Source organism: Herminiimonas sp. NPDC097707, from assembly GCF_044761395.1.
In the GTDB taxonomy this organism is placed as follows: Bacteria; Pseudomonadota; Gammaproteobacteria; order Burkholderiales; family Burkholderiaceae_D; genus Oxalicibacterium.
Genome location: NZ_JBIWCI010000001.1, coordinates 849,357 through 873,768 on the forward strand (window position 1 = coordinate 849,357; position 24,412 = coordinate 873,768).

Consider the following 24,412-nt stretch of genomic DNA (forward strand, 5'->3'; position numbering starts at 1 on the left):
ATAGACATGACTGAACTGACCATAGACCTGCCGGCAGGAATTGAAATCGATGGCGAGTTCAAAGCGGATTACGAACGGATCCTGACACCCGCCGCCCTGGCTTTGGTAGCCAAACTGAGCCGTGCATTTGAAGTACGCCGCCAGGAGTTGTTGCATATGCGTAGCGCGCGCGCCAAACGTATCGATGCCGGTGAACGTCTGGATTTTCTGCCGGAGACGGCGCACATACGCGCCGGCGACTGGCGCATAGCTCCTATTCCTGCGGCACTGGAATGCCGTCGAGTTGAAATTACCGGCCCGGTCGATCGCAAGATGGTCATCAATGCCTTCAACTCGGGAGCCGATATCTATATGGCTGACTTTGAAGATGCGAATACACCGAACTGGGACAACCAGATCAGCGGCCAGATCAATTTGATCGATGCAGTGCGCAAGACCATTTCGCTGGACACTAACGGCAAGCACTACCAGTTGAATGACAAGATCGCTACGCTGATGGTGCGGCCGCGCGGCTGGCATCTGGATGAAAAACATATGCTGGTGGACGGCAAGCGGGTATCCGGCGGCATCTTCGATTTTGCGCTGTTCATGTTCCATAACGCCCATGAATTGCTGAGGCGCGGCTCCGGCCCGTATTTCTATCTGCCGAAAATGGAGTCGCATCTGGAAGCGCGCCTGTGGAATGATATTTTCATCATGACGCAACAGGAATTGGGCCTGGCGCAAGGCATGATCAAGGCGACCGTGCTGATCGAAACCCTGCTGGCGGCATTCGAGATGGATGAAATTCTCTACGAACTGAAAGATCATAGCGCCGGTCTGAATGCAGGGCGCTGGGATTATATTTTTTCGTGCATCAAGACCTTCAAACTGGACAAGAATTTTTGTCTGGCCGATCGCGCCAAGGTAACGATGACGGTGCCGTTCATGCGCTCCTATGCATTACTGCTGCTCAAAACCTGTCATAGACGCGGCGCGCATGCGATGGGCGGCATGGCGGCGCTGATTCCGATCAAGAACGACCCCGTCAAGAACGAAATCGCCATGAACGCGGTGCGTATCGACAAGGAGCGCGATGCGATAGACGGCTACGATGGCGGCTGGGTTGCGCATCCGGGCCTGGTTGAACTGGCGATGACGGAATTTAAAAAGGTACTGGGTGACAAGCCCAATCAGATAGAGAAGCAGCGCACCGATGTAAGCACGACGGCCGCCGATTTGCTGAACTTCCAGCCGGAGACGCCGATTACGGAGGCCGGTTTGCGTTACAACATCAACGTCGGCATTCATTACTTGGGCAGCTGGCTGGACGGTAACGGCTGCGTGCCTATTCATAATCTGATGGAGGATGCGGCGACGGCCGAGATCAGTCGTTCACAAGTATGGCAATGGATACATTCGAGCAAAGGTGTGCTGGATGACGGCCGTAAAATCACGGTCGCCATGGTGCGGACTATGATCCCGGAAGAATTGGCCAAGGTAAAACAGCAAGCGCCTAACGGCGTCAGCCCAAGCTATGAGCGTGCAGCGAAAATATTCGAAGAAATGTCGACGGCGCAGTCATTTGCAGAATTTTTGACTTTGCCTTTGTACGAAGAAATTTGATTGAGGGGTGGGGGCTGCGCATTGCAGTCCCCGATAGACCCCGGACTCTGGAAGCTCCCCGGTAAATCACTGTGTTTTGTGACAGGGTTTACCGCTCTCGCTCTCGCTCCCGCTCTGCATCTCGCAATGAGATCGCATCATATCGATACAACAATATCTATCCCATACTGTTGTTTAGTTAAAACACATAATTTAGTGTGCACTTTGCAATCCATCATCAGCAACCGATGCGTGCCAAAGTGAAATTGAATGCAGCACTTGATCGCTGAATGGTATCTTGTGAAACACGTCCCTTTTAGGGATTTGCTTCATCCTTCTGCCCAGAAGGATGCTACGCCGGCAAACCGACTTCGCGTCCTGACTTTAAATGTCAGGCCTAAACGAACACCTGGCTCTAAGAGGAAGATATGAAACGCTCCCTATCCATCATCCTGTTGTCATTTTTTGTCTCGGCTGGAGTTCTGGCGGCAGGGCCGCCTCATTGCAAGCAACAGATAGTCGAAAAATCCGTGATCGAAATATGTATCGTGCCAGGCGCTGCGTTTGAACATGATTTATATACGCTGAAGGCTGACAAAGTTCTGGTTTTCGCTCTGGTAGATGATTACTCCGAAAAAGTCGAGCTGGAGCACACTATTCCTGAGGGCTTGTCCAAAGAATTCCCCCTGTCCAAGCAGGGAGATAAGGTGGTGAAAATCCGCGGAGGTTGTGTGCCCGAAAGCAAGGATGGTGTTGAGGTCGCTAGATTATGCAACTTCTACTGGGGCAAGCATCAAGTCGTCAAAGACATTCGCTTTGTGTTCAAGTAATCGAGGCGCAGGTTTCGACAGTGCCAATTCTGACAGCTGAGCAATCAGCGGCAGAAATACAAACAGCTGTAACAGAGCAGTCAAAGCACAACGGCCCTGGAAAATAAGTGAAAGTCTATGGTTAGGCGTAGTCGATGGCCTGAGTAATAATGATGGCCCTCGCGACAATCAAATATTGGCTAAACTGTTAGCGCAAAATTAAAAGTAAATGAAAAAATTCTTTTGGCCGACACCGCGGTGTATTCACTCATTAAAGCAATTATGAGCTCATATTTTTTTATACTGTTAGTAATAGTGGCTGGTGCCAGCGTAGCTTTTCAGCAGGTACTCAATGCCAATCTCCGTGTTCAAATCGGTTCGCCGTGGTGGGCTGCGTTCGTAAGCTATCTCGTAGGTTTACTGTTTACGCTTGTTATCGCGCTGGTCGTACCCGGCCCGAAATTTACCGAAACTTTCCATAAAGTGGGCGATTGGTTGCCATGGACGGGCGGACTCTTTGGCGCAACCTTCATCGCCATAACCATTCTGATGGTGCCAAAACTGGGAGCAGCGACTACTATTTCCTTAGTAGTTGTTGGGCAGATGCTTCTTTCGTTGACGATGGATCATTTCGGTTGGCTTGGCTTACCCGTGCAACCGGTAAGCCTGTTTAGATTGATCGGCGCAGGACTCTTAATTCTTGGCGTAATCCTGATTCGAGCTTAACAATCGATAGAATTTTTCTTCTAGGCTATCACCATGGTCTGAGGTGGTATTTTCATTTGGAGCATGTTGGTTTGTGATCCCGTTGATAAGCATTTTTCCATTTCTCCAATTTGGTATAGGAAATTAGAGACAGGTTTTTATGGAAGATATGTGCAGCTTCGGTGATTATTTCCTTGATGATGGTGTATGCAATGTACCCGCTTCATTTGATGCTCAGGGAACTGTCATAGCAATATAGAGCATGCGATTGAAACTGGGCACGCAAGCATGCTGCTTAGGCACTACAAATTTGATCCATGTCAATTCTTGTGCCGGTAATCTCTTCATACTGGTACAGCTGAAACTCCGGGGAATGCGCATGAACGAAAGCATCGATCCGCTTTTCCCGCGAGCTGAGCCAGCATAAAAATTACACACAAGCGACGCCGGTTTTGCACAGAGACTGCGCAAAAGTGCGTTCATCTACCGGAACAAAAGGGAAGTCCGTGGCCATCCAGACAGGCAAGATCAAAGTGCAGGATTTTCTCGCGCGGCTGCCGCTGTTTAATCAGATGACGCCGCAGGAACTGGATCAGATTGCGGCCGGTACTACCGAAAAGCATATCTTGCGTGGCGCCATGCTGTTTCAGCGCGGCGATCCCTGTGTCGGTTTTCATCTGGTCATTTACGGTCAGATCAAGCTGGCTTTCATTTCGCCCGGTGGCGGAGAGAAAGTGGTGGAGATCATCGGCCCCGGACACAGTTTCGGCGAAGCGGTGATGTTCATGGAAAAACCCTATATCGTTTCCGCACAGGCGCTGGCCGATACGCTATTGCTGCACGTCACCAAAGCTACGGTATTCAATGAGGTGGCCAGCAATCCGCACTTCGCGCACAAAATGCTGGCCGGTTTGAGCCGTCGCATGCACGGCCTGATTTGCGATGTGGAAGCTTATTCATTGCGTTCGGGCACGCAACGCGTGATCGGTTATCTGCTCGAAGGCAATGCGCGCGAAGGCGGCGATCAGTGCAATCTGCAAGTCAGAAAAACCGTCATTGCCTCGCGCCTGAATCTGACGCCGGAACATTTTTCGCGCATTCTGCACGACCTGTCGGAGAACGGCATGATCAGCGTCAGTGGGCGCAATGTGCGCATTCTCGATATCGAACGTCTACGCACTTACGAAGGTTGAAATCCGGTTTCTTTTAGCCGCCGTATGCATGCGCACTGCATTGAGCAGATTCAGATACAGCCAGCCCGAGGAGATGCACATTGCCAGCGCCGCCGGGCGCGCCAGTACTTCCGGCAACAGTGTGGCGCCTATCAATAGCAGCAAGGCCAGCAGATGCATGCGGAACTGCCGGATGGCGGCCTGTTCCGGCAGCAATTGCCTGACGTTCGGCATCTGCTTGATGCCGGCTCCCGCTTCATTCTGGGCGTGGTACCACAGCAGAAACGGCACGATCCTGTACAGCATGCCATTGATCAGACTGCCGGCAAAGCCGACGATGAACAATACGCCCAGCGTCAATGCATAAGCCTTGTGGCCGCTGGCGGTCTGCGTCAGCCATACCACTGCACAAACGAACAGACTGGCCATCGCGGTGCTCCAGAACAGGGTGCTGGCATCCAGCTTCGGATTTTTCCGGCGTGCCAGCAAATACAGCGTGATACCGGCGAACACGATAAAGCCGGACAGGATCATGCCGGACAGCGCCACGGTGTTCCATTGCGATTCCAGCATGGCTTCGACAGACCACAAGATCAGCAACAGGAATAGCGTGCCGGCCAGCACGCGCGTGATATCGACCGGATAGAGGGCAGTGATCTGGAACATGGGCACCACCTGAAACGCCACGCCGATGACCAGCAAGCCTACCCAGCCCGACAAGCCCCACAACACATGCAGATCGGTCAACAGCAGCATGGGCAATGCATGCGGCCAGGCGAATGTGCTGGCGAGTGCCGCGCCCAGCAGCACGGTGATGACAAGCGCGATGACGGCCAGGCGTATGGCGCCGACGGTTCCCGCCGCTTTGGATTTCAGTTTCGGCCTGCGCTGCATGCCGATAAAGCAGGCCGTGAGCAGCCACAAAAATGCAGGCACCAGGCACAGCAGTGCGAGACGAAACAGTAGCGGATAGGAGTGCCAGAAGGCGCAGGCCAGCAGGATGGTGCCGGCGGCCAGCAAGGCATGGACAAAGCGGGCGGTCGCCTGCGGATAAGGCAACTGGATGTCGGCTACCACCGGCAGTATCTGCAGCAGCGCACCTATCATGGCCATGCTCAGAAAACCCAGCGTCAGCAGATGCGTCAGGGCGAGCGTGGCGGGCGTCCAGCGCGACAGTAGCGCGAGCGGGCCTTCCCACAACAGCAGCAGGGCGGCGGCAAATAAAAAAATCGGTGCGCTGAGAAAAAATCTCAGTGGCACCGAGAGAGGAGGCGTGCGGTCGTAAGAGAGGGCGCGTTGAATCATGTTTTATGCCAGATCAATATTTCGTACAGGTAGTCCGGTCTTTCCAGCGTGGTATGCCGGAAACCGTTGTTGTCGAGGATGCGATACAGCGGCCGCGGCTCGCGGTCGATCAGCATGCGCAGGCGCTGATTGGGCTGCAGCTGCGACAAGGCTTCCAGTACCAGTTCCATTGGTTCCGGCGGTTGCAGGCCGCAGGCATTCAGGCTGATTTCCGTTTCCATACAGTTCACGCGCTGACGGCTGTGCGCGGTGTCGTTGCATCGATGATGTCGACGTGCTTGCTGAGCAGGATGCAATCGGCCATCAGGCGCAGGATGTTTTCTTCCTTCAGATTGTGCTGCTGCAGCGTCGTCAGCAAGGTGTCCGCATGATGCAGAAAATCTGCCGCGTCGCGTTGCGCCAATGCGTATGCCATGCGCACCAGAATATTGCGTATCAGGCCGTGCTCCATGCGCATGATGCCGGTCGGGCCATTGCGATTACCGGTGATTTTTTCAAAGGCGGGAAACAAAAACTCCTCTTCCATGCCGAGATGTTGCTCCAGCGCCTGCTGCAGCGTCAGGAAAGTCTCTTTGGTTTGCCGCCAGTTGCCGGCACGGGCATGGTCTTCCAGTTCGCTGAAAGGGCTATCGCAAGATGGGTGATCTGCGTTCAGGTAAGCATTGATGGTGGTCATGCTGTGCTTTCTCTACAGGGATGACGCATTCTCACATTACAGCCGGCTGCATAACCTTGATGTGCATTAAGGAAAGCACAGCTGCATGAAGGTTATATTGATTGCGAGCGATGAGACACCTCGCTTATCCGCACATTATTGCTGTAAATCAAAGGAAAAATTGTGGCGCAGACGGCATTTGCACGACTCATGCTCAAGGGAAAGTCCCTGTTACCGATAGTGCAGGGCGGGATGGGCGTGGGTGTTTCGGCGCACCGTCTGGCCGGCACGGTTGCCGGACTGGGCGCACTGGGCACCATTTCCAGCGTCGATTTGCGCCGGCATCACAAGGACTTGATGGCGCAAACCGGCAAGTCGCGCGACAAGGAAAAAATCGATGCGGCGAACCTGCTGGCGCTGGATCGCGAAATAAAATCGGCGGGAGTTATCGCCGACGGCAAGGGCATGATCGCAGTCAACATCATGCGCGCGGTTGCCGAATATGCCGCCTATGTGCGTCAGGCGTGCGACAGCGGCGCCGATGCGGTGGTGGTGGGCGCCGGTTTGCCGCTCGATCTGCCGGATTTGACTGCCCATCATCCGAAAGTGGCGCTGATTCCGATTCTGTCCGATGTGCGCGGCATCGCGCTGGTGCTGAAAAAGTGGATGCGCAAGCAGCGCCTGCCGGATGCCATCGTGATTGAAAATCCGCGCTACGCTGCCGGCCATCTCGGCGCTGCCGGACTGGACAATCTCAACGATCCGCACTTTGCTTTTCCCACTGTGCTGGAAGGCACGTTTGAACTGTTCAAGCAGCTGGGTCTGGAGCGCGAAAAAATTCCGCTGATTACCGCAGGTGGAATCAACAGCCACGCACAGGTGCGCAATCTGCTCGGTCTGGGCGCCAGTGCGGTGCAGCTCGGCACGCCGTTCGCTGTGACGCTGGAAGGTGATGCGCATCCGAATTTCAAGAAAGTGCTGGCCGATGCACGGCCGGAAGACATCGTGACCTTCATGAGCGTGGCCGGTTTGCCGGCGCGTGCGGTGAAGACGCCGTGGCTGGCCAATTATCTCGATAAGGAAGCCAAGCTGCAACGCAAGGCCGGACCCAAGGAATGCACGGTCGGCTTCGACTGCCTGCATCAATGCGGTTTGCGTGACGGCATCGCGAGGTCAGGCCAGTTCTGCATCGATACCCAACTGGCTTTCGCACTCGAAGGCGATCTCAAACGCGGCCTGTTTTTTCGCGGCTCGGAAAGCCTGCCCTTCGGCAACGCGATTCGACCGGTCAGTGAGTTGATCGAATATCTGTTGCACGGCATACGACCGGCCACATTGCAAACCGCCACGGCGTGAACCCCGCGCCGCACATCCTGTCTACCCGCAGTTGAAGATATCGATCGATCCATGATGAACAATGCAATGATTTCCAGTACGGCTCTTGCAGCACCTGCAATCGAGCTGGTCTGTCCGGCCGGCAGCCTGACGGCATTGAAGGCGGCCGTCGATCATGGCGCAGATTGCGTCTACCTGGGTTTTCGCGATGCCACCAATGCGCGCAATTTTGCCGGGCTTAATTTCGACGATGCCGCGATAGACGAAGGCATACGTTATGCACATGCGCGCGGGCGCAAGGTGCTGCTGGCGCTCAACACCTATCCGCAACCATCGAGCTGGCCTTTGTGGCGCACTGCCATCGACAGGGCTGCACGCGCCGGCATCGATGCGGTGATTCTGGCCGATCCGGGCCTGATGCGTTATGCCGCAGATACGCATCCTGATCTGCGCCTGCATTTGTCGGTACAGGGTTCGGCAACCAATTACGAAGCGATCAATTTCTATCAAAAACATTTCGGCATCGTGCGTGCAGTGTTGCCGCGCGTGCTGTCGCTGACGCAGGTCGAACAGCTGTCGAAAAAAACTTCGGTCGATATCGAAGTCTTCGGTTTCGGCAGCCTGTGCGTGATGGTGGAAGGGCGTTGCGCCTTGTCGTCCTACGTGACCGGCGAAGCGCCGAATACGCATGGCGTATGTTCGCCCGCCAGGGCAGTGCGCTGGCAGCAGACGCCCAAAGGTCTGGAGTCGCGCCTGAACGGGGTGCTGATCGACCGTTACGAAGAAGGCGAAAGCGCCAGTTATCCGACGCTGTGCAAGGGCCGTTTCGATGTCGGCGACGAGCAATATTATGCGATCGAAGAACCGACCAGCCTGAATACGCTGGAACTGTTGCCCAAGCTGCTGGCGATGGGCGTGCGCGCCATCAAGATAGAAGGACGGCAGCGCAGCCCGGCTTATGTGGCGCAAGTCACGCGGGTATGGCGCGAGGCCATCGATCTGTGTCGCGACAACTTGCCGCGTTACTCGGTCAAGCCGGTGTGGATGAATGAATTGAACAAGGTGGCGGAAGGCCAGCAGCATACCTTGGGTGCCTATCATCGCGCCTGGAAATAGCACTGCCAGCTGCACACATTTCGATCACGATATTTTCCCGGAGCAAGCATGTTGAAACTCAGTCTGGGGCCGCTGCAGTATTACTGGCCGCGTGCCGCAACCTTCAAGTTCTATGAAGAGATAGCCCGTACAGCGATCGATATCGTCTATCTGGGCGAGACAGTCTGTTCGCGTCGGCATGAATTGCGTCTGGCCGACTGGCTGGAAATCGCCGACCGTCTGGCGGATGCCGGCAAGCAGCCGGTATTGTCGACACTGGTGCTGGTCGAATCCGGCCTCGATGTAGGCACACTGCGCCGGATAGTCGACAACGGCCGCTATGCAGTGGAAGCCAACGACATGGGCGCGGTGCATGCGCTGGAAGGCATGCCCTTCATCGCCGGGCCGCATCTGAATATCTACAATGCGCCGACGCTGAAACTGCTGGCCGGGCTGGGCGCCACGCGCTGGGTGATGCCGCTGGAAATGGGGCGGGAAGGATTGGCGCAGATACTGCAGGACAAACCGGCCGGGCTGGAAACGGAAGTCTTTGCCTACGGCCGTATGCCGCTGGCCTTTTCCGCACGCTGCTTTACGGCGCGCCATCGCAATCTGCCGAAAGACAATTGCGAGTTCAGCTGCCTTGAGCATCCGGATGGCTTGTTGCTGCAAACACGCGAAAACAGCGATTTTCTGGTGCTCAACGGCATCCAGACGCAGTCGGCAAAAGTCTGCAATCTGCTCGATCAATTGAGCGTGATGCAGGCAATGGGGGTAAGCGTGGCGCGCATCAGCCCGCAGGCGCAACATAATGAGCGCATCATAGATGCATTCGATCGCGTGCGGCATGGCCGCATGCTGCCGGACGCAGCCATGGCGGCTGTACAGAAATGGATGCCGAATCAGCCCTGCAATGGTTACTGGAACGGCAAGCCGGGAATGGATCAAACTGAACAGGCGCTGCAGGTGGGCGATATGTGATGGTTTATGGTGAACGGTTCAACAGCATCAGTCATTTGTTCGGCGCCTTGCTGGCGGCGAGCGGCGGCGTGCTGTTGCTGGTGCTGGCAGTACGTACCGGAGATCCATGGCGCATCGTCAGCTTCAGTATCTATGGCGCGATGCTGCTGGCGCTGTATCTGATTTCCACGCTGTATCACAGCGCGCACGGTCGTGCCAAGGATGTGCTGCGCAAATTAGATCATTGCGCGATCTATCTGTTGATCGCCGGCAGCTATACGCCGTTTGCGCTGGTGACCTTGCGCGGTCCGTGGGGCTGGTCGCTGTTCGGCATCGTGTGGGGGCTGGCCCTGCTGGGCGTGGTGCAGGAAATCTGGCTGGCGCGCGGTGCGCGCATCCTGTCGCTGGTCATTTATCTGTTGATGGGATGGCTGGCGATCGTTGCCATCGTGCCCCTGATCGATGCCTTGAGCTGGGACGGTTTCCTGTGGCTGGCGGCAGGCGGTTTGCTCTATACGGTAGGCATCATATTCTATGCGACCGATCACCGGGTAAGGCATGGTCACGGCGTCTGGCATCTGTTCGTGCTGGGCGGCAGCGCCTGCCATTACTGTGCCGTCCTGTTTTATGTCGCATGAATGAATTCACGAAGGAATGGCTTATGAATCAGATTCGCCCCGTGGTGCCGGCAGCGCTGGCAAAAATGCTGTCGCTGTTGCCGGTTTATCCCGGCTCGCTATTGTTCGTGCGTGCGCTCAATCTGCTGCTGGCGCGGCACCTGCCATCCGATACGCAAGCGATGCTGGAAGGCCGGACCCTGCGCATCAGCGTACTCGATTTGCAACTGTCTTTCGATTTTCAATGGCGTGCAGGACGCTTCTCGGCTCGCCGCCTTGCTGACAATATCAGCGACGAGATCGATTTGACGATAGGCGCCACGGCGCACGATTTCCTGTTGCTGGCGCAACGCAAGGAAGATCCGGATACGCTGTTTTTCAGCCGTCGCCTGCAGATGGAAGGCGATACCGAACTGGGCCTGCTGGTAAAAAATACACTGGATGCCATCGAGGCTCCGGTATTCGATCCGGCGCGCCTGGCGCCGATGCGTGTGCTGGCCCGTTTCAAGTCCGGCCTGGTACGCGAGTCAGGGGTGAGGACTTGATGTTTGCGTGAAGGAGGGTGTGATGATGCGTGCCGATAAGAAAACCTTGCCGCTGGTTTATTCCTGTTCCGGTTGTTCCAGCGCCGCACAGATGGCCAATCATGTGGCGCTACGCCTGGACCGGCGCGGCATTGCCGAAATGTCGTGCATAGCCGGCGTCGGCGGCGATGTGCCGTCGCTGCTCAAGCTCGCGCATTCGGGGCGACCCATCATTGCGATCGACGGCTGTCAGCTGGTCTGCGCGACCAAATGCCTGGAACGCCATCACATCACGCCCGACAAGCATTTGCAGTTGCACGACTACGGCGTGAGAAAACGCCTGCATGAGGATTTTGATCCGGCACAGGCGGAACAAATCGTCACACAGGTAGCGGATGAACTGGCGCATCAGCGTGCATGGGCTGATGCTGCGCATGCGAGATTGACTGCCGGCGATACGCTGGAGACGGATCATTCCGCCTGACGCAGCGTAAAGTGCGGAAAGAGTGCCGCCATGCGCTGCACCAGTTCCAGCGTCGGATAGTCGGACTGCTTGAACGTTTTGAGCTGCGTACTGCGGCAACCTTGCGGACGGAACAATTGCAGCGCGTAGTGCTGCACACCCATATCGGCCAGCGTCTGCGCCAGATTCAGCAATTCGTCTTCGCTCAGCAGGCTGGCATGGATGGTGGTGCGAAATTCATAAGACACGCCGCTGGCCAGTATCATCTCCGCACATTGCCGTGCATAACGGCCGCTATCGGCGATGCGGGTAATGCGTTCGTAACTGTCGAACGGCGCCTTGATGTCGAGGCCGACCCAATCCAGTAAAGGCAGAATTTCAGCCAGCCGCTTCGGATAAATACCGGCGCTATGCAAGCCCACGCGAAAACCCAGCGCACGTACTTCCAGGATGGCTGCCTGCAGGGCGGGATCGATGGTGGCTTCACCGCCGCTGAATACAACGGCATCGATCAGGCCGATGCGGCGCTGGAGCAGCGCCATGACTTTGGGCCACTCCAGCGGGCTGTCGATAGTGCGCAACTGCAGATGCGGATTGTGACAATAATCGCAGCGCCACGGACAGCCTTGTACGAACACCACGGCCGCCAGCTGGCCGGGGTAATCGGTGGCGGTGAACGGCGTTACGCCGCCCACCTTCAGCAAGCTGGCTGCAGCAATCTCAGACGAGATGGCTGCTTTGTTCGCTGAAATACCTGCGTTCATTGAACTCTCCCTTTTTACCGGTATTGAAAGATGACATCGGGCGGTGATAGCCCATGACGCGGGTCCAGATTTCGCACGGCTGGCGTTCGGCATCGGTGAGGACGATGGCTGGTCTGGCGAGGAATATCGGTTTGATCATGTCGTTCATGGCTGCTCCTGTGGTTGGGATTCAAGGTTAAACATCTGCAGCTTCGCGCTGCTTGCGTGCGATGAGTTCGTCATCGCATTTGGGACAAAAATGGTGGCTGCCGCCGAGATAGCCGTGTTTGGGGCAGATGGAAAAAGTCGGCGTGATCGTGATGTAGGGCAGCGAAAAGCGACTCAGCGTGCGTTTGACCAGCGTGCGACAGGCATCGGCATTCGACAGCGGTTCCGTCATGTACAGATGCAGTACGGTGCCGCCGGTGTATTTGCGTTGCAGATCGTCCTGTCGCTCCAGCGCTTCAAACGGATCGTCGGTAAAGCCGACCGGCAGTTGCGAGGAGTTGGTGTAGTAGGGCATATCCACGGTGCCGGCCTGCAGGATATCGGGATGGCGTTTGCGATCTTCCTTGGCGAAACGATAGGTGGTGCCTTCGGCCGGTGTGGCTTCCAGGTTGTACATATGGCCGGTTTCATCCTGAAATACCAGCATGCGGGCGCGCACGCGATCGAGCAGACGCACGGCAAAGGCATGTCCCCAGTCACTGGTGATGTCGTGTTCATCGGCGGTGAAGTTGCGGATCATTTCATTGATGCCGTTCACGCCCAGCGTCGAAAAGTGATTGCGCAACGTGCCCAGATAGCGCTTGGTATAAGGGAACAGGCCGTTGTCCATATGGCGCTGAATGACCTTGCGCTTGATTTCCAGACTGGTCTTGCCTAGCGCCAGCAATTCATCCAGCCGTTGCATCAAGCCTTCTTCATCGCCGGTATGCAGATGACCGAGGCGCGCACAATTGATCGTCACCACACCGAGTGAACCGGTCTGCTCGGCGGAACCGAACAAACCATTACCGCGCTTGAGCAGTTCGCGCAAGTCCAGTTGCAGGCGGCAGCACATCGAGCGGATCATGTTCGGCTTCAATTCCGAATTGATGAAGTTCTGGAAGTAGGGCAGGCCGTAGCGCGCCGTCATCTCGAACAGCAGTTCGGCATTCGGGCTGTGCCAGTCGAAATCTTCGGTAATGTTGTAGGTCGGAATCGGAAAGGTGAATACGCGTCCCTTGGCGTCCCCGGTCATCATGATCTCGATGTAGGCGCGATTGATCATGTCCATCTCGACCTGCAAATCGCCGTAGGTGAACGGCATCTCAACGCCGCCTATCAGCGGCACCTGTACACGCAGATCTTCCGGACACACCCAGTCGAAGGTGAGATTGGTGAATGGCGTCTGCGTGCCCCAGCGCGACGGCACATTGAGGTTGTAGATCAGTTCCTGGATGTATTGCTTGACCTCGACATAGTCCAGATTATCCTTGCGCACATAAGGCGCCATATAGGTATCGAACGAACTGAAAGCCTGCGCACCGGCCCATTCGTTCTGCAGCGTGCCGAGGAAATTGACGATTTGTCCGATCGCGCTCGACATGTGTTTGGGCGGACTGGACTCAACCTTGCCGGGCACGCCGTTCAAGCCTTCGGTGAGCAGCATGCGCAATGACCAGCCGGCGCAGTAGCCGGACAGCATGTCGAGATCGTGGATATGCAGATCGGCATTGCGATGTGCATCGCCGACTTCCGGCGGATAGACGTGATTGAGCCAGTAATTGGCGATCACCTTGCCGGAGACGTTGAGGATCAGGCCGCCCAGCGAATAACCCTGGTTGGCGTTCGCATTGACGCGCCAGTCGAGCTGATCCAGATATTCATTCATCGACGATTCCACATCGACCAGCGTCTTGCGGTCGCGCCGCAATTTCTGGTGCTGCTCGCGATAGACGGTATAGGCACGCAGGGTTTTGCGATAGCCGGCATCGAACAGCACGGTTTCCACCGCATCCTGTATCTGTTCGATATGCGGTGCATCCTGCTCATGAAAGCGGATGCGCGCCAGCGCTACGCGCGCACTTAAATTCTTCGCCACGCTGGCATCGAATTCACCGCTGGCCAGACCGGCACGCAGCAGTGCGGATTCGATCTTGCCGGCATCGAAGGGCTTGATGCTGCCATCGCGCTTGACGATGTACGTCAAAAAGGAAACTGCCTGTGTCGTCATGAAATTCTCCCGTGAACACAATATGTGGTGTTTTTGGAAGACTATTGACTATATATAGTGAGGTCAATTGAAAGCGGCGGCGCTTCGATATTCCTTGATATGGGTCAATTCTGCTGGCGAGTGGGGTGGGAAATACCTGCGCCTTGGCGGAAATCTCGACTCGATTGGTGGCGGAATTCAGAGATGTTTCTTTTTTGGTGATGGCTGAAACGGTTCTTTCTTCGATGAGGCTCAGTTGCCGGGGGTAGCCCGGCGGCTACTCACTTTTCTTGCTTCGCCAAGAAAAGTAAGCAAAAGAAGGCGACCGCACAGCCGCTGCCCTTCGGGTTCCCGTTTGTGCGAGGCAAAAAATGGGAAGCGAACGAAACTCGCCTGCGGCTCAGACAACGTTCACTTCTTATTCCATTTTCTGCTTCGCACAAACGGCAGCGTCACAGCGGAAGAGGCAGGTCCGGCTCGCCTTCGGCATTGCCGAACCAAAACCGTGATGGTGATAAATCGAAGCAGGTGGGATGTATCTGGCAAGAACCAAAAGCAAGGTAGCTTGGGCTAAGGTTTTATCAGCCCAACATTCCCTGGATCAGTCTTGCGCTGATGATTTTTCAGCGCTGACAAACAGCAGCGAATAAGTAAGCGGCAGCATGCCATCTGCATCACGCAGGTTTTCATAACGTGCCTGTGCAGCCTGCCATTGCGTCTTGCCCATCATGCCGGGCCGTCTGGCGGCGCCGGTCTGGTTTGCGCCTATGCCGCGTATGCTGGTCAGCAGCGTTTTTAAATCGGCGTGTTGCGTAACCCAGCGTTCGGCCTGGCATTGCACATGTTCAAAACCGGCTGCATGCAGCGCATCCACGACTTGCTGTTCGCTGGCAAATGGCAGCACGCGTTTATGCCGGTCTATACCGCCGAATGTACTTTCCAGTTCATGCAGGCTGCCGCTGGTCAGCGTACTGAACAATAGCTGGCCGCCGGGTTTCAGCACGCGCTGCAATTCCGGATAGGCCAGCTGCGGCTGGCACCATTGCAAGGCCAGGCTGGACCATGCGACATCGAAGCAGGCCTTGCTGAAGGGCAGTTGTTCCAGATCTCCGCATACGGCAGTCAATTGTCGTGCGTGCGCCAGTCGTGCCATTTCCGGCGACAGATCGCAGGCAAGCAGCAAGGCATCCGGCCAGTGTTGTGTGAGCAGCGCACTGCTGGCGCCGGTGCCGCAGCCGCCGTCGAGTACGCATGTGGCGGGTATGGCCGGCAACAGTTGCGCCAGCCGTGCCGCGACCTGTTGCTGGAAGCTGGCGATGGCATCGTAATGAGCGGCCGCGCGACTGAAGGAGAGACTGAGTTTTTGCTTGTCGATATCAGGCACGGTAGAAACTTGCGATGGAAGCGCAGCAGTGCTGCTGGTCGGAAAGGAAGGGCGTATGCGCAGCCTCGGGCAGGATCTCGAGCTGCGCCTGCGGCAAGGCATCAGCCAGCCATTGTGCCGCTGCGACCGGCATCAGTGGGTCGCGCGCGCCGTGCAGCAGGAGTACAGGCTGCGTAATATCGGCGATTCCGGCGCGCAGATCGCTATCGCGCAGCAAGCTAAGGCCGGCCGTAAGGGTAGCGGCAGATGGCAGTGCGGTGGCGGACAGTATCTGCGCCAATGTGCGTGCCATGCTGCGCGCATGCACATCGTTCTGATTCGACAGCGCCATGAAACGTTTCAATGCTGCCGTCGGATCGTGTGCAACGGCGGCGATGAATTCATCCAGTACTGCCGGCGGCATGCCGTGCGGCCAGTCTGCGCGTTGCACGAAACTGGGCGTGGCGCCTATCAAGATCAGGCGCGCGACGCGCTGCGGATGACGGCGTGCCGCATGCAGCGCCAGCAATGCGCCTAGCGACCAGCCGCACAGGACGAGCGGTGTGCTCGTCGCGGGCAGCATCGCATCGACCAGCGCATCCAGGCTGTACGGTGCGACGGCCTCGCTCTGAGCGTAACCGGGCAAGGCTGGCGTTTGCGTGGCGATGTCGTGCTGCGCAAGTTCGGCACAGAGGCCGCTCCACACCATGGGGTGCATGCCCCAGCCGTGCCATAGATGCAAAGGGTTCATTGCGCTGCCTGCAATGCGGCCAGCAGGCGATCTACATCGGCCAGGCTGTGTGCTGCCGACAGCGTGATGCGCAGACGCGCCGTGCCTTTGGGCACTGTCGGCGGGCGGATGGCCGGCACCCACAAGCCTTGTTCGGCCAGCGCTGCGGCTACGCGTAATGCGGCATCGTTTTCGCCGATGATGATGGCTTGAATCGCGGTGGGCGATGGCAGCAATTGCCAGCGGCTGCCTTGCAGGCCGTCCTGCAGGCGCGCAATCAGCAACCGCAACTGACTGCGGCGGGCGTCGCCATCTGCACCGGCAATCAGGTCCAAACTTTTGAGCAGGGTCGCCGCCAGCATCGGGCTGGATGCAGTGGTAAAGATATAAGTACGGGCGCGTTGCAGCAGCCATTCGATGACGCTCTCTGCGCCGGCCACGAAGGCGCCCGATACGCCGGCAGCCTTGCCCAGCGTGCCCATGTAAAGAAGACGTGGATGATCGGCGAGAACGATCCCGCACTGCGCCAGCGCACCGCGCCCCTGCGGGCCGAGTATGCCGAAGCCATGCGCATCGTCCACCATCAGCCAGGCATCGTAGCGTTCGGCGAGTTCCAGCAGTTGCGTCAGCGGCGCCAGATCGCCATCCATGCTGAACACCGCATCGGTAAGAATCAGCTTGCGCTTAGCAGTGCTGGCGCTCAACTGGCGTTCCAGCGCCGCCAGATCGTTGTGCGGATAGCGCTGGTGATCGGCGCGCGACAATTGCACTGCATCGATTAGCGAAGCGTGATTCAGCTTGTCGGCAAAGACGGCATCGCCGCGACCCACCAGCGCCGGTACCACACCCAGGTTGGCCATGTAGCCGGTGCTGAAATAGAGTGCACGTGCAGCGCCGACAAAGGATGCCAGCTTGTGTTCCAGTTCTTCATGCGGGGCGAAATGGCCGCTGACCAGATGCGAGGAGCCGGAACCTACGCCCCAGCGCAAGGCAGCTTCGCGGGCGGCGTTTATCAATGCCGGTTCGGCGGCCAGGCCCAGGTAATCGTTACTGCAAAAAGACAGCAGCGAACGTCCGTCCACTTCTGCCTGCACGCCGCAAGGCGTCTGCAAGGTGCGGCGCTGCCGTTGCAGTCCTTGCGCCTTGAGCGCAGCGAGTTCCGCTTCTAGTGATTCCTGGATCATTCCTTTTTCCATTAAAAAAACCGCCGGCAGTCAAAAACCGGCGGCGGTATTGCTAAATACATCAGGCGAACGACAATCTGAAAATCGCCGTCCGCAGGTTTTGATTTTTGGCTGGATTCAGCCGCTATTGTACCTTCAAGCGGCGATCAGGAAATCGATCACGATCTCGCCGGGCATGCGCTGCACATAGCTGATCTCGACGCGCGGGCCGAAACGGCTGCCTATCTGCATGAGCAGCGGAATCGGATCGTGGTCATTGCAGAAGCGCATGGTTTCGCCTACTTGCAAGGCATCCAGCGCACCGAAAATTGCCGCATGGCGAAAACGCTTGGCAACGCCGCGGGCATCGAATGGATAAATGGCTTCCGTGGAAACAGTCTGGGAACAATCGTGAGTCATGATGAAATTCCTTTTCAATGTATTTTCAGTGCAGACAGGCAGAGGCCAGGAGCCTCCAGCCTGTGTTGTTGTTTACGCCTTGCTGATACCGGCCGCTGTAGTCGCCGGCTGTTTGCGTTTTGCGCCGGTCAGCAGACGCAGTGCAAACAGGGCCAGGAATACCGTACCGATGGCAAACACGATATCGCCTGGAACCCGCAGCCAGACCATGGTTTCCATGAAGGTCGAATGGATGACTTCAGGCGAACGTGCAAACCACATGCCTTGCGTCACACTGGCCCATGCCTGATAAATACCGGCCGGCACCAGCGAAATGAAGACCATCATCGCCAGGCCTATATTGAGCATCCAGAACATCGGCGCCAGCAGACGATCCGACCATGCGGCACGATCCGACAAGCCGCGCAGGCAGAACAGCAGCAAGCCGATTCCGAGCATGCCGTACACACCGAACAGGGCGGCATGACCGTGTGCTGCCGTCATGTTGAGGCCTTGCATGTAATACAGTGCGATCGGCGTGTTGATCGAAAAGCCCAGCAGGCCGGCCCCGACCACGTTCCAGAAACCGACTGCGATGAAGCATAGGATCGGCCATTTGTACGCCTGCACCCAGGGTGCCGCTTTCGAGCGCTGATAATTGCGATAAGCCTCGACGCCTATCATCGCCAGCGGCACCACTTCCAGGGCCGAGAACATGGCACCGATCGCGATCACGAAAGTAGGCGTGCCGGTGAAGTACAGATGATGCAGGGTGCCGAGGATGCCGCCAAACAGGAACACGATGGTTTCCAGCACGATGGCGCTATTGGCGGTTTTCGCGTGGATCAGGCCGAGTCGGGTGAACAGCAGTGCAATGACAGCGGTGGCGAACACTTCAAAGAAGCCTTCGACCCACAAGTGCACCAGCCACCAGCGCCAGTATTCAATCATCGCGTAATGGGTTTTCTGGCCCCAGGTCAGTGAGGTGGCGTAGAAGCCGCCTATGCAGAGCGCAGCGAGAAAGACCATGGCGATCAGGCCGCGACTTTCGGATGGTTTTTTCAGTGCCGGCAACAGGCCACGTCCCAGAAGCGTGACCCAGAACAGCAAGCCGACGAACAGCAGGATTTGCCAGATTCGCCCCATGCTGGTGAATTCCAGACCCTGATTGCCGATCCAGAAACTGAAGTCGTTACCCCTATGTTGCAGCGTGCCCAGCCAGCCGAAAGCAGTGGAGCCGACCACGATGAACAGCAGCGCATAGAACAGCAGGTTGACGCCCAGCTTTTGGTATTTCGGTTCATGGCCGGAAATCGCCGGCGCAATGTAGAGACCGGTAGCCAGCCATGCAGTCGCGATCCACAACACCGCGAACTGGGTATGGATGGTGCGGCTTACCGTGAACGGCAGGATATCCCCCAGAGGAAAGCCGAAGAAGCTGGTTCCTTCCACCGCATAGTGAGCGGTGATCACGCCCATGCCGACCTGCGCCATGATCAGGGCTATTACGACGTAGAAGTATTTACGCGTGGCCTTCATCGATGGTGTCGGCGTCAGATCGAATAAAGGATCTTTCTTCGGCGGCGTCGGATCGCCTTCTTCCTGGTGCATCGAATGGTAGAAGATCATGCCGGCGATGGCGGCGATCATCAAAATGATACTGGCGATAGACCAGATACCGGCGCCGGCGGTCGGCGTGTTGTCGACCAAAGGTTCATGCGGCCAGTTGCTGGTGTAGCTCAGATCGGATTCGCCGGGCCTGTCGGTGGCAGCCGACCATGAAGACCAGAAAATAAATGCCGGGAGTGCCTGCAGATCGGCTTGATCGGGCAGGGAGCCGGTGTGCATCGCATATTGTTCGCGCAGTGCGTCGAATGCAGGGTCGCTGCCGAACAGGCCCATGTAATGCTCGGTCACCTGCTGCACAGCGCGGGCACGTTCGGGTGAGAGCGTGACGCTGCCGGTGCCGGCGTCGTAGGTATTGCTGCGCATCTCGCTTTTCAGACGACCGTCGAGCTCGGCCTTCTGGCCTATGCCCAACTGCTCGTAGGGTTTGCCGTAATCGTGTTGCGCCCATATGGCGCGCAAGGCCAGTGCTTCACGATGCAGCCAGTCGGCCGACCAGTCCGGCGCCAGATAGCTGCCGTGGCCCCATACCGAACCCAGCTGCTGGCCGCCGGCGGAAAGCCAGGCTTCCTGCCCGCGTTGCACCTGTCCTTCGGAAAACAGGAGTTTGCCGTTGCTGCTGACGACTTGTTTGGGAATAGGCGGGGCGGTCAGATAAATCTCTGTTCCGACCCAGCCCAGAACGGAAAAGGACAGGACGCAGATAACGGCGAGCCAGGTCCAGAGTTTGCGCGTAGCGTGCATAACAAGGTTTCCTTGTGAATGAAGTTGAATTGCAATCTGGCGCGAGGTAAAGCCAACGTCATTAAAGATGCATTCTAGGTGCATGTATTAATAGATGCAAATAAAATACATCTATAATTTTGAGGTAAATCAAAAAACCGGAACAAAGATATATACTGCTTACCTGATCAATCGTATCGTCAATGACATATTGATCTTCAAGCAGCTTTAGCAACGAATGCCGATCACTCAATGAGACTGACTTCCTACACCGATTACGCGTTGCGCACCCTGATGTATCTGGGGATGAATCGCGACAACTTGGTGACGATCCAGGACATTGCAGACCTGCATGGCATCTCGAAAAATCATTTGATGAAGGTGGTGCATCAGCTTGGCCTGTCCGGCATGGTCGAAACCGTGCGCGGTCGCAATGGCGGATTGAAGCTGGGACACGAACCGGCTGACATCAATATCGGCGAGGTGGTGCGCAATACGGAAACCGATTTCTTTATGGCCGAATGTTTCGATCCGGCCAGCAATGCCTGCGTGTACGCGCCATCCTGCATACTGAAAGGTGTGTTGAACGATGCCATCGAGGCTTATCTGGCCGTGCTCAACAATGTGACACTGGCAGACCTGATTGCCCAAAAAAACGCTCCAGACGGCAAGGGCTTGAAGACGCAGGCTATCCAGATGCATTTTCCGGAAAAGAAAAAGAAGGGCGCATGAAGCGTTGAGAGCCAGCCTCACTGTCGCAGCATCCATACGCATCACATTCCCTGTTCGCACGACCCGCAACTCCACAATCCGCAACTCCACAATCCGCAACATCAAGCACGTCATCCTCTGTCGCCATACTCCTCTTGATCTATATGGCAAGCGCTGCGCCTAGTCATTCCGGCCGAGTGCGCTAGCCAGATTGCCTTTGCAAATTACCTCTACGGCGAATAGTCCCGCTGCATCGCACCACGTACGCTGATTGCATCAAAACATGCGAGCGGAGGTGGCATCGTGGCGGCCCACAACAAGCAACAAATTTCGGTACTGGCAAGCAGTACCTTTGCATTCACCATCTGCTTTGCCGTATGGATGATTTTTGCCGTGCTCGGTATTCCGGTCAAGACGCAGCTCGGCTTGAACGAAACCGAGTTCGGTCTGCTGACTGCCATGCCGGTCCTGAGCGGATCGCTGATACGTGTGCCGCTCGGCATCTGGACCGACCGTTACGGCGGCCGCATCGTATTTTTCCTGCTGATGCTGTCCAGTGTGGTGCCTATCTACCTGATCAGTTACGCCACCGAGTATTGGCACTTTCTGGTGCTCGGCTTGTTTGTCGGCCTGGCCGGCGGTTCATTTTCTGTCGGTACGCCGTATGTGGCGCGCTGGTTCCAGAAGGAACGACGCGGGCTGGCGATGGGCATCTTCGGCGCCGGTAATTCCGGTTCCGCACTGACCAAGTTTGTCGCACCAGCCATCATCGCCGCCTACGGCTGGCAAATGCTGCCCAAAGTCTATGCACTTGGCATGCTGGTCACCGCCTTGCTGTTCTGGTTCTTTTCCTACACCGATAAATCGCATCAAATGCCGGCCGGCGTGTCGTTTGCCGAGCAGATGAAAGTATTGAAAGATCCGCGCGTCTGGCGTTACTGCCAGTACTACTCGGTGGTGTTCGGCGGCTATGTCGGACTGGCATTGTGGATGACTAAATACTACGTGACCGAATACGGCTTCGACATGCAGTTGGCGGCCTTGCTGGCCGCGTGTTTCTCGCTGCCGGGCGGAGTACTGCGCGCATTGGGTGGCTGGATTTCCGACAAGTTCGGCGCCTACCAGGTGACTTGGTGGGTGATGTGGGTCTGCTGGGTTTGCTTCTTCCTGCTGTCGTATCCGCAAACCAGCATGGCGATCAAAACCGTGAATGGCGATCTCAATCTGCACATAGGTCTTTCGCCGTGGCTGTTCACCGTACTGCTGTTCGTGGTCGGGGTGGCGATGGCGATCGGCAAGGCTTCGGTTTTCAAATTCATTTCGGATGATTTCACCGACAACATCGGCGCGGTATCCGGCGTGGTCGGCCTGGCCGGTGGTCTGGGTGGTTTCGTGCTGCCGATCATGTTCGGCGCGCTGGTCGATCTGACCGGCGTGCGTTCCAGCGCATTCATGCTGTTGTACGGCACGGTCTGCGTGGCATTGGTGTGGATGCATTTTTCATTCAAGCAGGAACGGCAACCCGTCCTTCAAGCGGCCTGAGACATACGGGGCTGAGCCCCGTATGCGCTTGCGCCCGGCGTCAACAAAGTGGGAAACAGGAGAGAGTAATGAGCAAGTACATGATCAACACGTGGGAGCCGGAGACCAGCCATTTTTGGCAGAACACCGGCAAGCCGATTGCACATCGCAATCTGTGGATTTCGATTCCGGCATTGCTGCTGGCGTTTGCGGTCTGGATGGTATGGAGCGTGGTGGTGGTCAATCTGCCCAGCATCGGCTTCAAATACAGCACAAATCAATTGTTCTGGCTGACTGCCTTGCCCGGCCTGTCGGGCGCGACCTTGCGTATTTTTTATTCCTTCATGGTGCCGATTTTCGGCGGTCGCAGATGGACGACGATCTCTACCGCATCGCTGCTGATTCCGGCGATCGGCATCGGCTTTGCGGTGCAGGATGTCAATACCAGCTATCCGACCATGCTGGTGCTGGCGCTGCTATGCGGTTTCGGCGGCGGCAACTTTGCTTCGTCAATGGCCAATATCAGTTTTTTCTATCCGAAGGCGCAAAAGGGGTTTGCTCTGGGGATGAATGCCGGGCTGGGAAATCTGGGCGTATCGGTGGTGCAGTTCGTGGTGCCGCTGGTCATTACCGTTGGCGTATTTGGCGCATTGGGCGGTGAGCCGCAAACCTGGATGAAGGCGGGCGAGGCCAAGCAATTGTGGCTGCAGAATGCGGGTTTCATCTGGGTCCCGTTCATCGCCGCAACGGCGCTGATCTCGTGGTTCGGCATGAACGATCTGGCGACGGCCAAGGCCTCGTTTGCGGAACAGGCGGTGATTTTCAAGCGCAAGCACAACTGGCTGATGTGCTGGTTGTATACCGGCACTTTCGGTTCCTTCATCGGCTATTCGGCGGCATTTCCATTGCTGATCAAGACCGAATTCCCTGATCTTAATCCATTGCAGTATGCCTTCCTCGGGCCTCTGGTCGGCGCTCTGGCGCGTGTTGCGGGCGGCATCATTTCCGACAAGCTGGGCGGCGCCCGCGTCACGCTGTGGACTTTCTTCCTGATGATAGGCGCCGTACTGGGCGTGATTCACTTCATGCCGCAAGGCGGTGTGGGCGGTAATTTCTGGGGCTTCTTCAGCATGTTCATGTTGCTGTTCGCCTGCACCGGTGTCGGCAATGCCTCGACTTTCCGCATGATCCCGGTGATCTTTCTCACCGCGCGTCAACGAGATGCGGCGGGCAAGGGCGCGGTGGCGCAGCAGCAAGCCATCATCGATGCCAACAAGGAAGGTGCTGCGGTACTCGGCTTCACCTCGGCGGTAGCTGCCTATGGCGCCTTCTTCATTCCGAAAAGTTATGGCACATCGATTGCGCTGACCGGCAGTCCGATTGCGGCACTGTGGTGCTTCATCGGTTTCTACCTGAGTTGCATTGCGATTACCTGGTGGTGTTACGCGCGCAAGAATGCCGATATGCCTTGCTAGTGCATTCAACGCTGACAGATAAAAAATGGCACGCCGCAGCGTGCCGTTTTTTCGTTTACCGCATCAATGAAACTGCAACAGTTCGCCGTCGCGATTGAAGGCGAGGAAGGCGCCGAGCTGGCCGATCGCGATGGCTTCCACCATTTTCTTCAGCGGCGCTTCGGCATCATCGCTGGCCGGCGCCTGTCCCTTGCTGCCGGACATGCTGGAGACGAATACGACATCCCACTGTGCGTCTACACGCTGCGATTCCTCCAGCAACGCGTCGAAGCTGTTCCATTCCAGCGGCAGTTTGTCGACGCACATCAACGGCGTCAGCGTACCGCCGCGCTTTTCCGTAAAACGCATTTGTTCGCCGGCGCCGGCATCGTTAGGCAAGCCGGCCTGGGCAAAGGTGAACAGCAGACGTTGCGGTTGCTCTTGTGCGCCTGCTTCGCGCAGCAGATCGGCATAACTGGAAATACTCATGGTGTATGGTCTTTCGATAAGGAAGTGAACAGTGCGCCGACTGAAGGTCCTTCGTGCGGCAGCGTCAGT

General features: G+C 56.7%; 25 protein-coding genes. 13 read left to right on the forward strand and 12 right to left on the reverse strand.

Annotated features, from left to right (window positions below; genetic code table 11):
* The first annotated feature begins 6 nt into the window (after window positions 1-6).
* The 4 genes from aceB to ACIQW9_RS04000 all read left to right on the forward strand — a co-directional run bounded on the left by aceB (window position 7) and on the right by ACIQW9_RS04000 (window position 4,291).
* A complete protein-coding gene (aceB, locus tag ACIQW9_RS03985; protein WP_402333226.1) occupies window positions 7-1,605 on the forward strand; it encodes a malate synthase A in 1,599 nt (532 codons plus the stop codon).
* A 407-nt stretch (window positions 1,606-2,012) separates the two neighbouring features.
* Entirely contained in the window at window positions 2,013-2,414 is a 402-nt protein-coding gene (locus tag ACIQW9_RS03990; RefSeq protein ID WP_402333228.1) for a hypothetical protein, read from the forward strand.
* 222 nt (window positions 2,415-2,636) lie between these two features.
* Entirely contained in the window at window positions 2,637-3,119 is a 483-nt protein-coding gene (locus ACIQW9_RS03995) for a DMT family transporter (protein WP_402333231.1), read from the forward strand.
* A 491-nt stretch (window positions 3,120-3,610) separates the two neighbouring features.
* Window positions 3,611-4,291: a Crp/Fnr family transcriptional regulator gene (locus ACIQW9_RS04000; protein WP_402337863.1), complete on the forward strand. Its 681-nt coding sequence runs from the start codon at window positions 3,611-3,613 to the stop codon at window positions 4,289-4,291.
* Here the strand turns inward: ACIQW9_RS04000 and ACIQW9_RS04005 are convergent.
* From ACIQW9_RS04005 to ACIQW9_RS04015, 3 genes are read right to left on the reverse strand one after another with little or no spacing between them, the layout of a single operon-like run.
* On the reverse strand, window positions 4,271-5,575 hold the full coding sequence (locus tag ACIQW9_RS04005) for a hypothetical protein (RefSeq protein WP_402333234.1): 1,305 nt from the start codon (window positions 5,573-5,575) through the stop codon (window positions 4,271-4,273). The genes ACIQW9_RS04000 and ACIQW9_RS04005 overlap by 21 nt on opposite strands.
* Complete coding sequence (locus ACIQW9_RS04010; protein ID WP_402333237.1) at window positions 5,572-5,796, reverse strand: DUF2249 domain-containing protein; 225 nt, start codon at window positions 5,794-5,796, stop codon at window positions 5,572-5,574. Before ACIQW9_RS04010 ends, ACIQW9_RS04005 begins: the two co-directional genes overlap by 4 nt.
* A gap of 5 nt (window positions 5,797-5,801) precedes the next feature.
* Window positions 5,802-6,251, reverse strand: coding sequence for a hemerythrin domain-containing protein (locus ACIQW9_RS04015; RefSeq protein WP_402333240.1), 450 nt, complete (start codon window positions 6,249-6,251; stop codon window positions 5,802-5,804).
* Between the two features lie 189 nt (window positions 6,252-6,440).
* Between ACIQW9_RS04015 and ACIQW9_RS04020 the strand changes: the two genes are divergently transcribed.
* The 6 genes from ACIQW9_RS04020 to ACIQW9_RS04045 are packed head-to-tail and all read left to right on the forward strand — an operon-like array spanning window position 6,441 to window position 11,245.
* Window positions 6,441-7,586 (forward strand): NAD(P)H-dependent flavin oxidoreductase, encoded by a 1,146-nt coding sequence (locus ACIQW9_RS04020; protein ID WP_402337866.1) that lies wholly within the window; start codon window positions 6,441-6,443, stop codon window positions 7,584-7,586.
* A 54-nt stretch (window positions 7,587-7,640) separates the two neighbouring features.
* Entirely contained in the window at window positions 7,641-8,681 is a 1,041-nt protein-coding gene (locus ACIQW9_RS04025) for a peptidase U32 family protein (protein WP_402337868.1), read from the forward strand.
* Between the two features lie 51 nt (window positions 8,682-8,732).
* Complete coding sequence (locus ACIQW9_RS04030; protein WP_402337871.1) at window positions 8,733-9,641, forward strand: U32 family peptidase; 909 nt, start codon at window positions 8,733-8,735, stop codon at window positions 9,639-9,641.
* Window positions 9,641-10,258, forward strand: coding sequence for a hemolysin III family protein (locus tag ACIQW9_RS04035; RefSeq protein ID WP_402337873.1), 618 nt, complete (start codon window positions 9,641-9,643; stop codon window positions 10,256-10,258). Before ACIQW9_RS04030 ends, ACIQW9_RS04035 begins: the two co-directional genes overlap by 1 nt.
* Window positions 10,259-10,281: 23 nt before the next feature.
* Window positions 10,282-10,782 carry an SCP2 domain-containing protein gene (locus tag ACIQW9_RS04040; RefSeq protein WP_402333243.1) on the forward strand — a complete coding sequence of 167 codons (501 nt, stop codon included), beginning with the start codon at window positions 10,282-10,284 and terminating at the stop codon, window positions 10,780-10,782.
* 25 nt (window positions 10,783-10,807) lie between these two features.
* Entirely contained in the window at window positions 10,808-11,245 is a 438-nt protein-coding gene (locus ACIQW9_RS04045) for a putative zinc-binding protein (protein ID WP_402337876.1), read from the forward strand.
* Here ACIQW9_RS04045 and ACIQW9_RS04050 read toward each other — a convergent pair.
* From ACIQW9_RS04050 to ACIQW9_RS04085, 8 genes are all read right to left on the reverse strand, one after another.
* Window positions 11,233-11,955, reverse strand: a complete 723-nt coding sequence (locus tag ACIQW9_RS04050) for an anaerobic ribonucleoside-triphosphate reductase activating protein (protein WP_402337878.1) — start codon at window positions 11,953-11,955, stop codon at window positions 11,233-11,235. The two genes, ACIQW9_RS04045 and ACIQW9_RS04050, sit on opposite strands and share 13 nt — an antisense overlap.
* Window positions 11,945-12,136, reverse strand: coding sequence for an anaerobic ribonucleoside-triphosphate reductase (gene nrdD, locus ACIQW9_RS04055; RefSeq protein ID WP_402333246.1), 192 nt, complete (start codon window positions 12,134-12,136; stop codon window positions 11,945-11,947). The genes ACIQW9_RS04050 and nrdD overlap by 11 nt, the downstream gene beginning before the upstream one ends.
* 27 nt (window positions 12,137-12,163) lie before the next feature.
* On the reverse strand, window positions 12,164-14,185 hold the full coding sequence (locus tag ACIQW9_RS04060; RefSeq protein ID WP_402333249.1) for a ribonucleoside triphosphate reductase: 2,022 nt from the start codon (window positions 14,183-14,185) through the stop codon (window positions 12,164-12,166).
* Window positions 14,186-14,765: 580 nt separating this feature from the next.
* Window positions 14,766-15,548 carry a malonyl-ACP O-methyltransferase BioC gene (bioC, locus tag ACIQW9_RS04065; RefSeq protein WP_402333252.1) on the reverse strand — a complete coding sequence of 261 codons (783 nt, stop codon included), beginning with the start codon at window positions 15,546-15,548 and terminating at the stop codon, window positions 14,766-14,768.
* Window positions 15,541-16,278 (reverse strand): alpha/beta fold hydrolase, encoded by a 738-nt coding sequence (locus ACIQW9_RS04070; RefSeq protein WP_402333255.1) that lies wholly within the window; start codon window positions 16,276-16,278, stop codon window positions 15,541-15,543. The genes bioC and ACIQW9_RS04070 overlap by 8 nt, the downstream gene beginning before the upstream one ends.
* On the reverse strand, window positions 16,275-17,441 hold the full coding sequence (bioF, locus tag ACIQW9_RS04075) for an 8-amino-7-oxononanoate synthase (protein ID WP_402333258.1): 1,167 nt from the start codon (window positions 17,439-17,441) through the stop codon (window positions 16,275-16,277). Before bioF ends, ACIQW9_RS04070 begins: the two co-directional genes overlap by 4 nt.
* Window positions 17,442-17,576: 135 nt before the next feature.
* On the reverse strand, window positions 17,577-17,840 hold the full coding sequence (locus tag ACIQW9_RS04080) for a DUF2249 domain-containing protein (protein ID WP_402333261.1): 264 nt from the start codon (window positions 17,838-17,840) through the stop codon (window positions 17,577-17,579).
* Between the two features lie 72 nt (window positions 17,841-17,912).
* On the reverse strand, window positions 17,913-20,189 hold the full coding sequence (locus ACIQW9_RS04085; protein ID WP_402333263.1) for a nitric-oxide reductase large subunit: 2,277 nt from the start codon (window positions 20,187-20,189) through the stop codon (window positions 17,913-17,915).
* Between the two features lie 231 nt (window positions 20,190-20,420).
* On the opposite strand from ACIQW9_RS04085, the gene ACIQW9_RS04090 reads away from it, so the two are divergent.
* From ACIQW9_RS04090 to ACIQW9_RS04100, 3 genes are all read left to right on the forward strand, one after another.
* Complete coding sequence (locus tag ACIQW9_RS04090; RefSeq protein WP_402333266.1) at window positions 20,421-20,900, forward strand: RrF2 family transcriptional regulator; 480 nt, start codon at window positions 20,421-20,423, stop codon at window positions 20,898-20,900.
* A 282-nt stretch (window positions 20,901-21,182) separates the two neighbouring features.
* Window positions 21,183-22,421 (forward strand): nitrate/nitrite transporter, encoded by a 1,239-nt coding sequence (locus tag ACIQW9_RS04095; RefSeq protein ID WP_402333269.1) that lies wholly within the window; start codon window positions 21,183-21,185, stop codon window positions 22,419-22,421.
* 68 nt (window positions 22,422-22,489) lie between these two features.
* Window positions 22,490-23,875 carry a NarK family nitrate/nitrite MFS transporter gene (locus ACIQW9_RS04100; RefSeq protein ID WP_402333271.1) on the forward strand — a complete coding sequence of 462 codons (1,386 nt, stop codon included), beginning with the start codon at window positions 22,490-22,492 and terminating at the stop codon, window positions 23,873-23,875.
* Between the two features lie 63 nt (window positions 23,876-23,938).
* On the opposite strand, the gene ACIQW9_RS04105 is transcribed toward ACIQW9_RS04100, so the two are convergent.
* The gene (locus tag ACIQW9_RS04105) at window positions 23,939-24,343 is read right to left on the reverse strand and encodes a ribonucleotide reductase subunit alpha (protein WP_402333274.1); all 405 of its coding nucleotides are present in this window, start codon (window positions 24,341-24,343) and stop codon (window positions 23,939-23,941) included.
* Window positions 24,344-24,412: the final 69 nt, after the last annotated feature.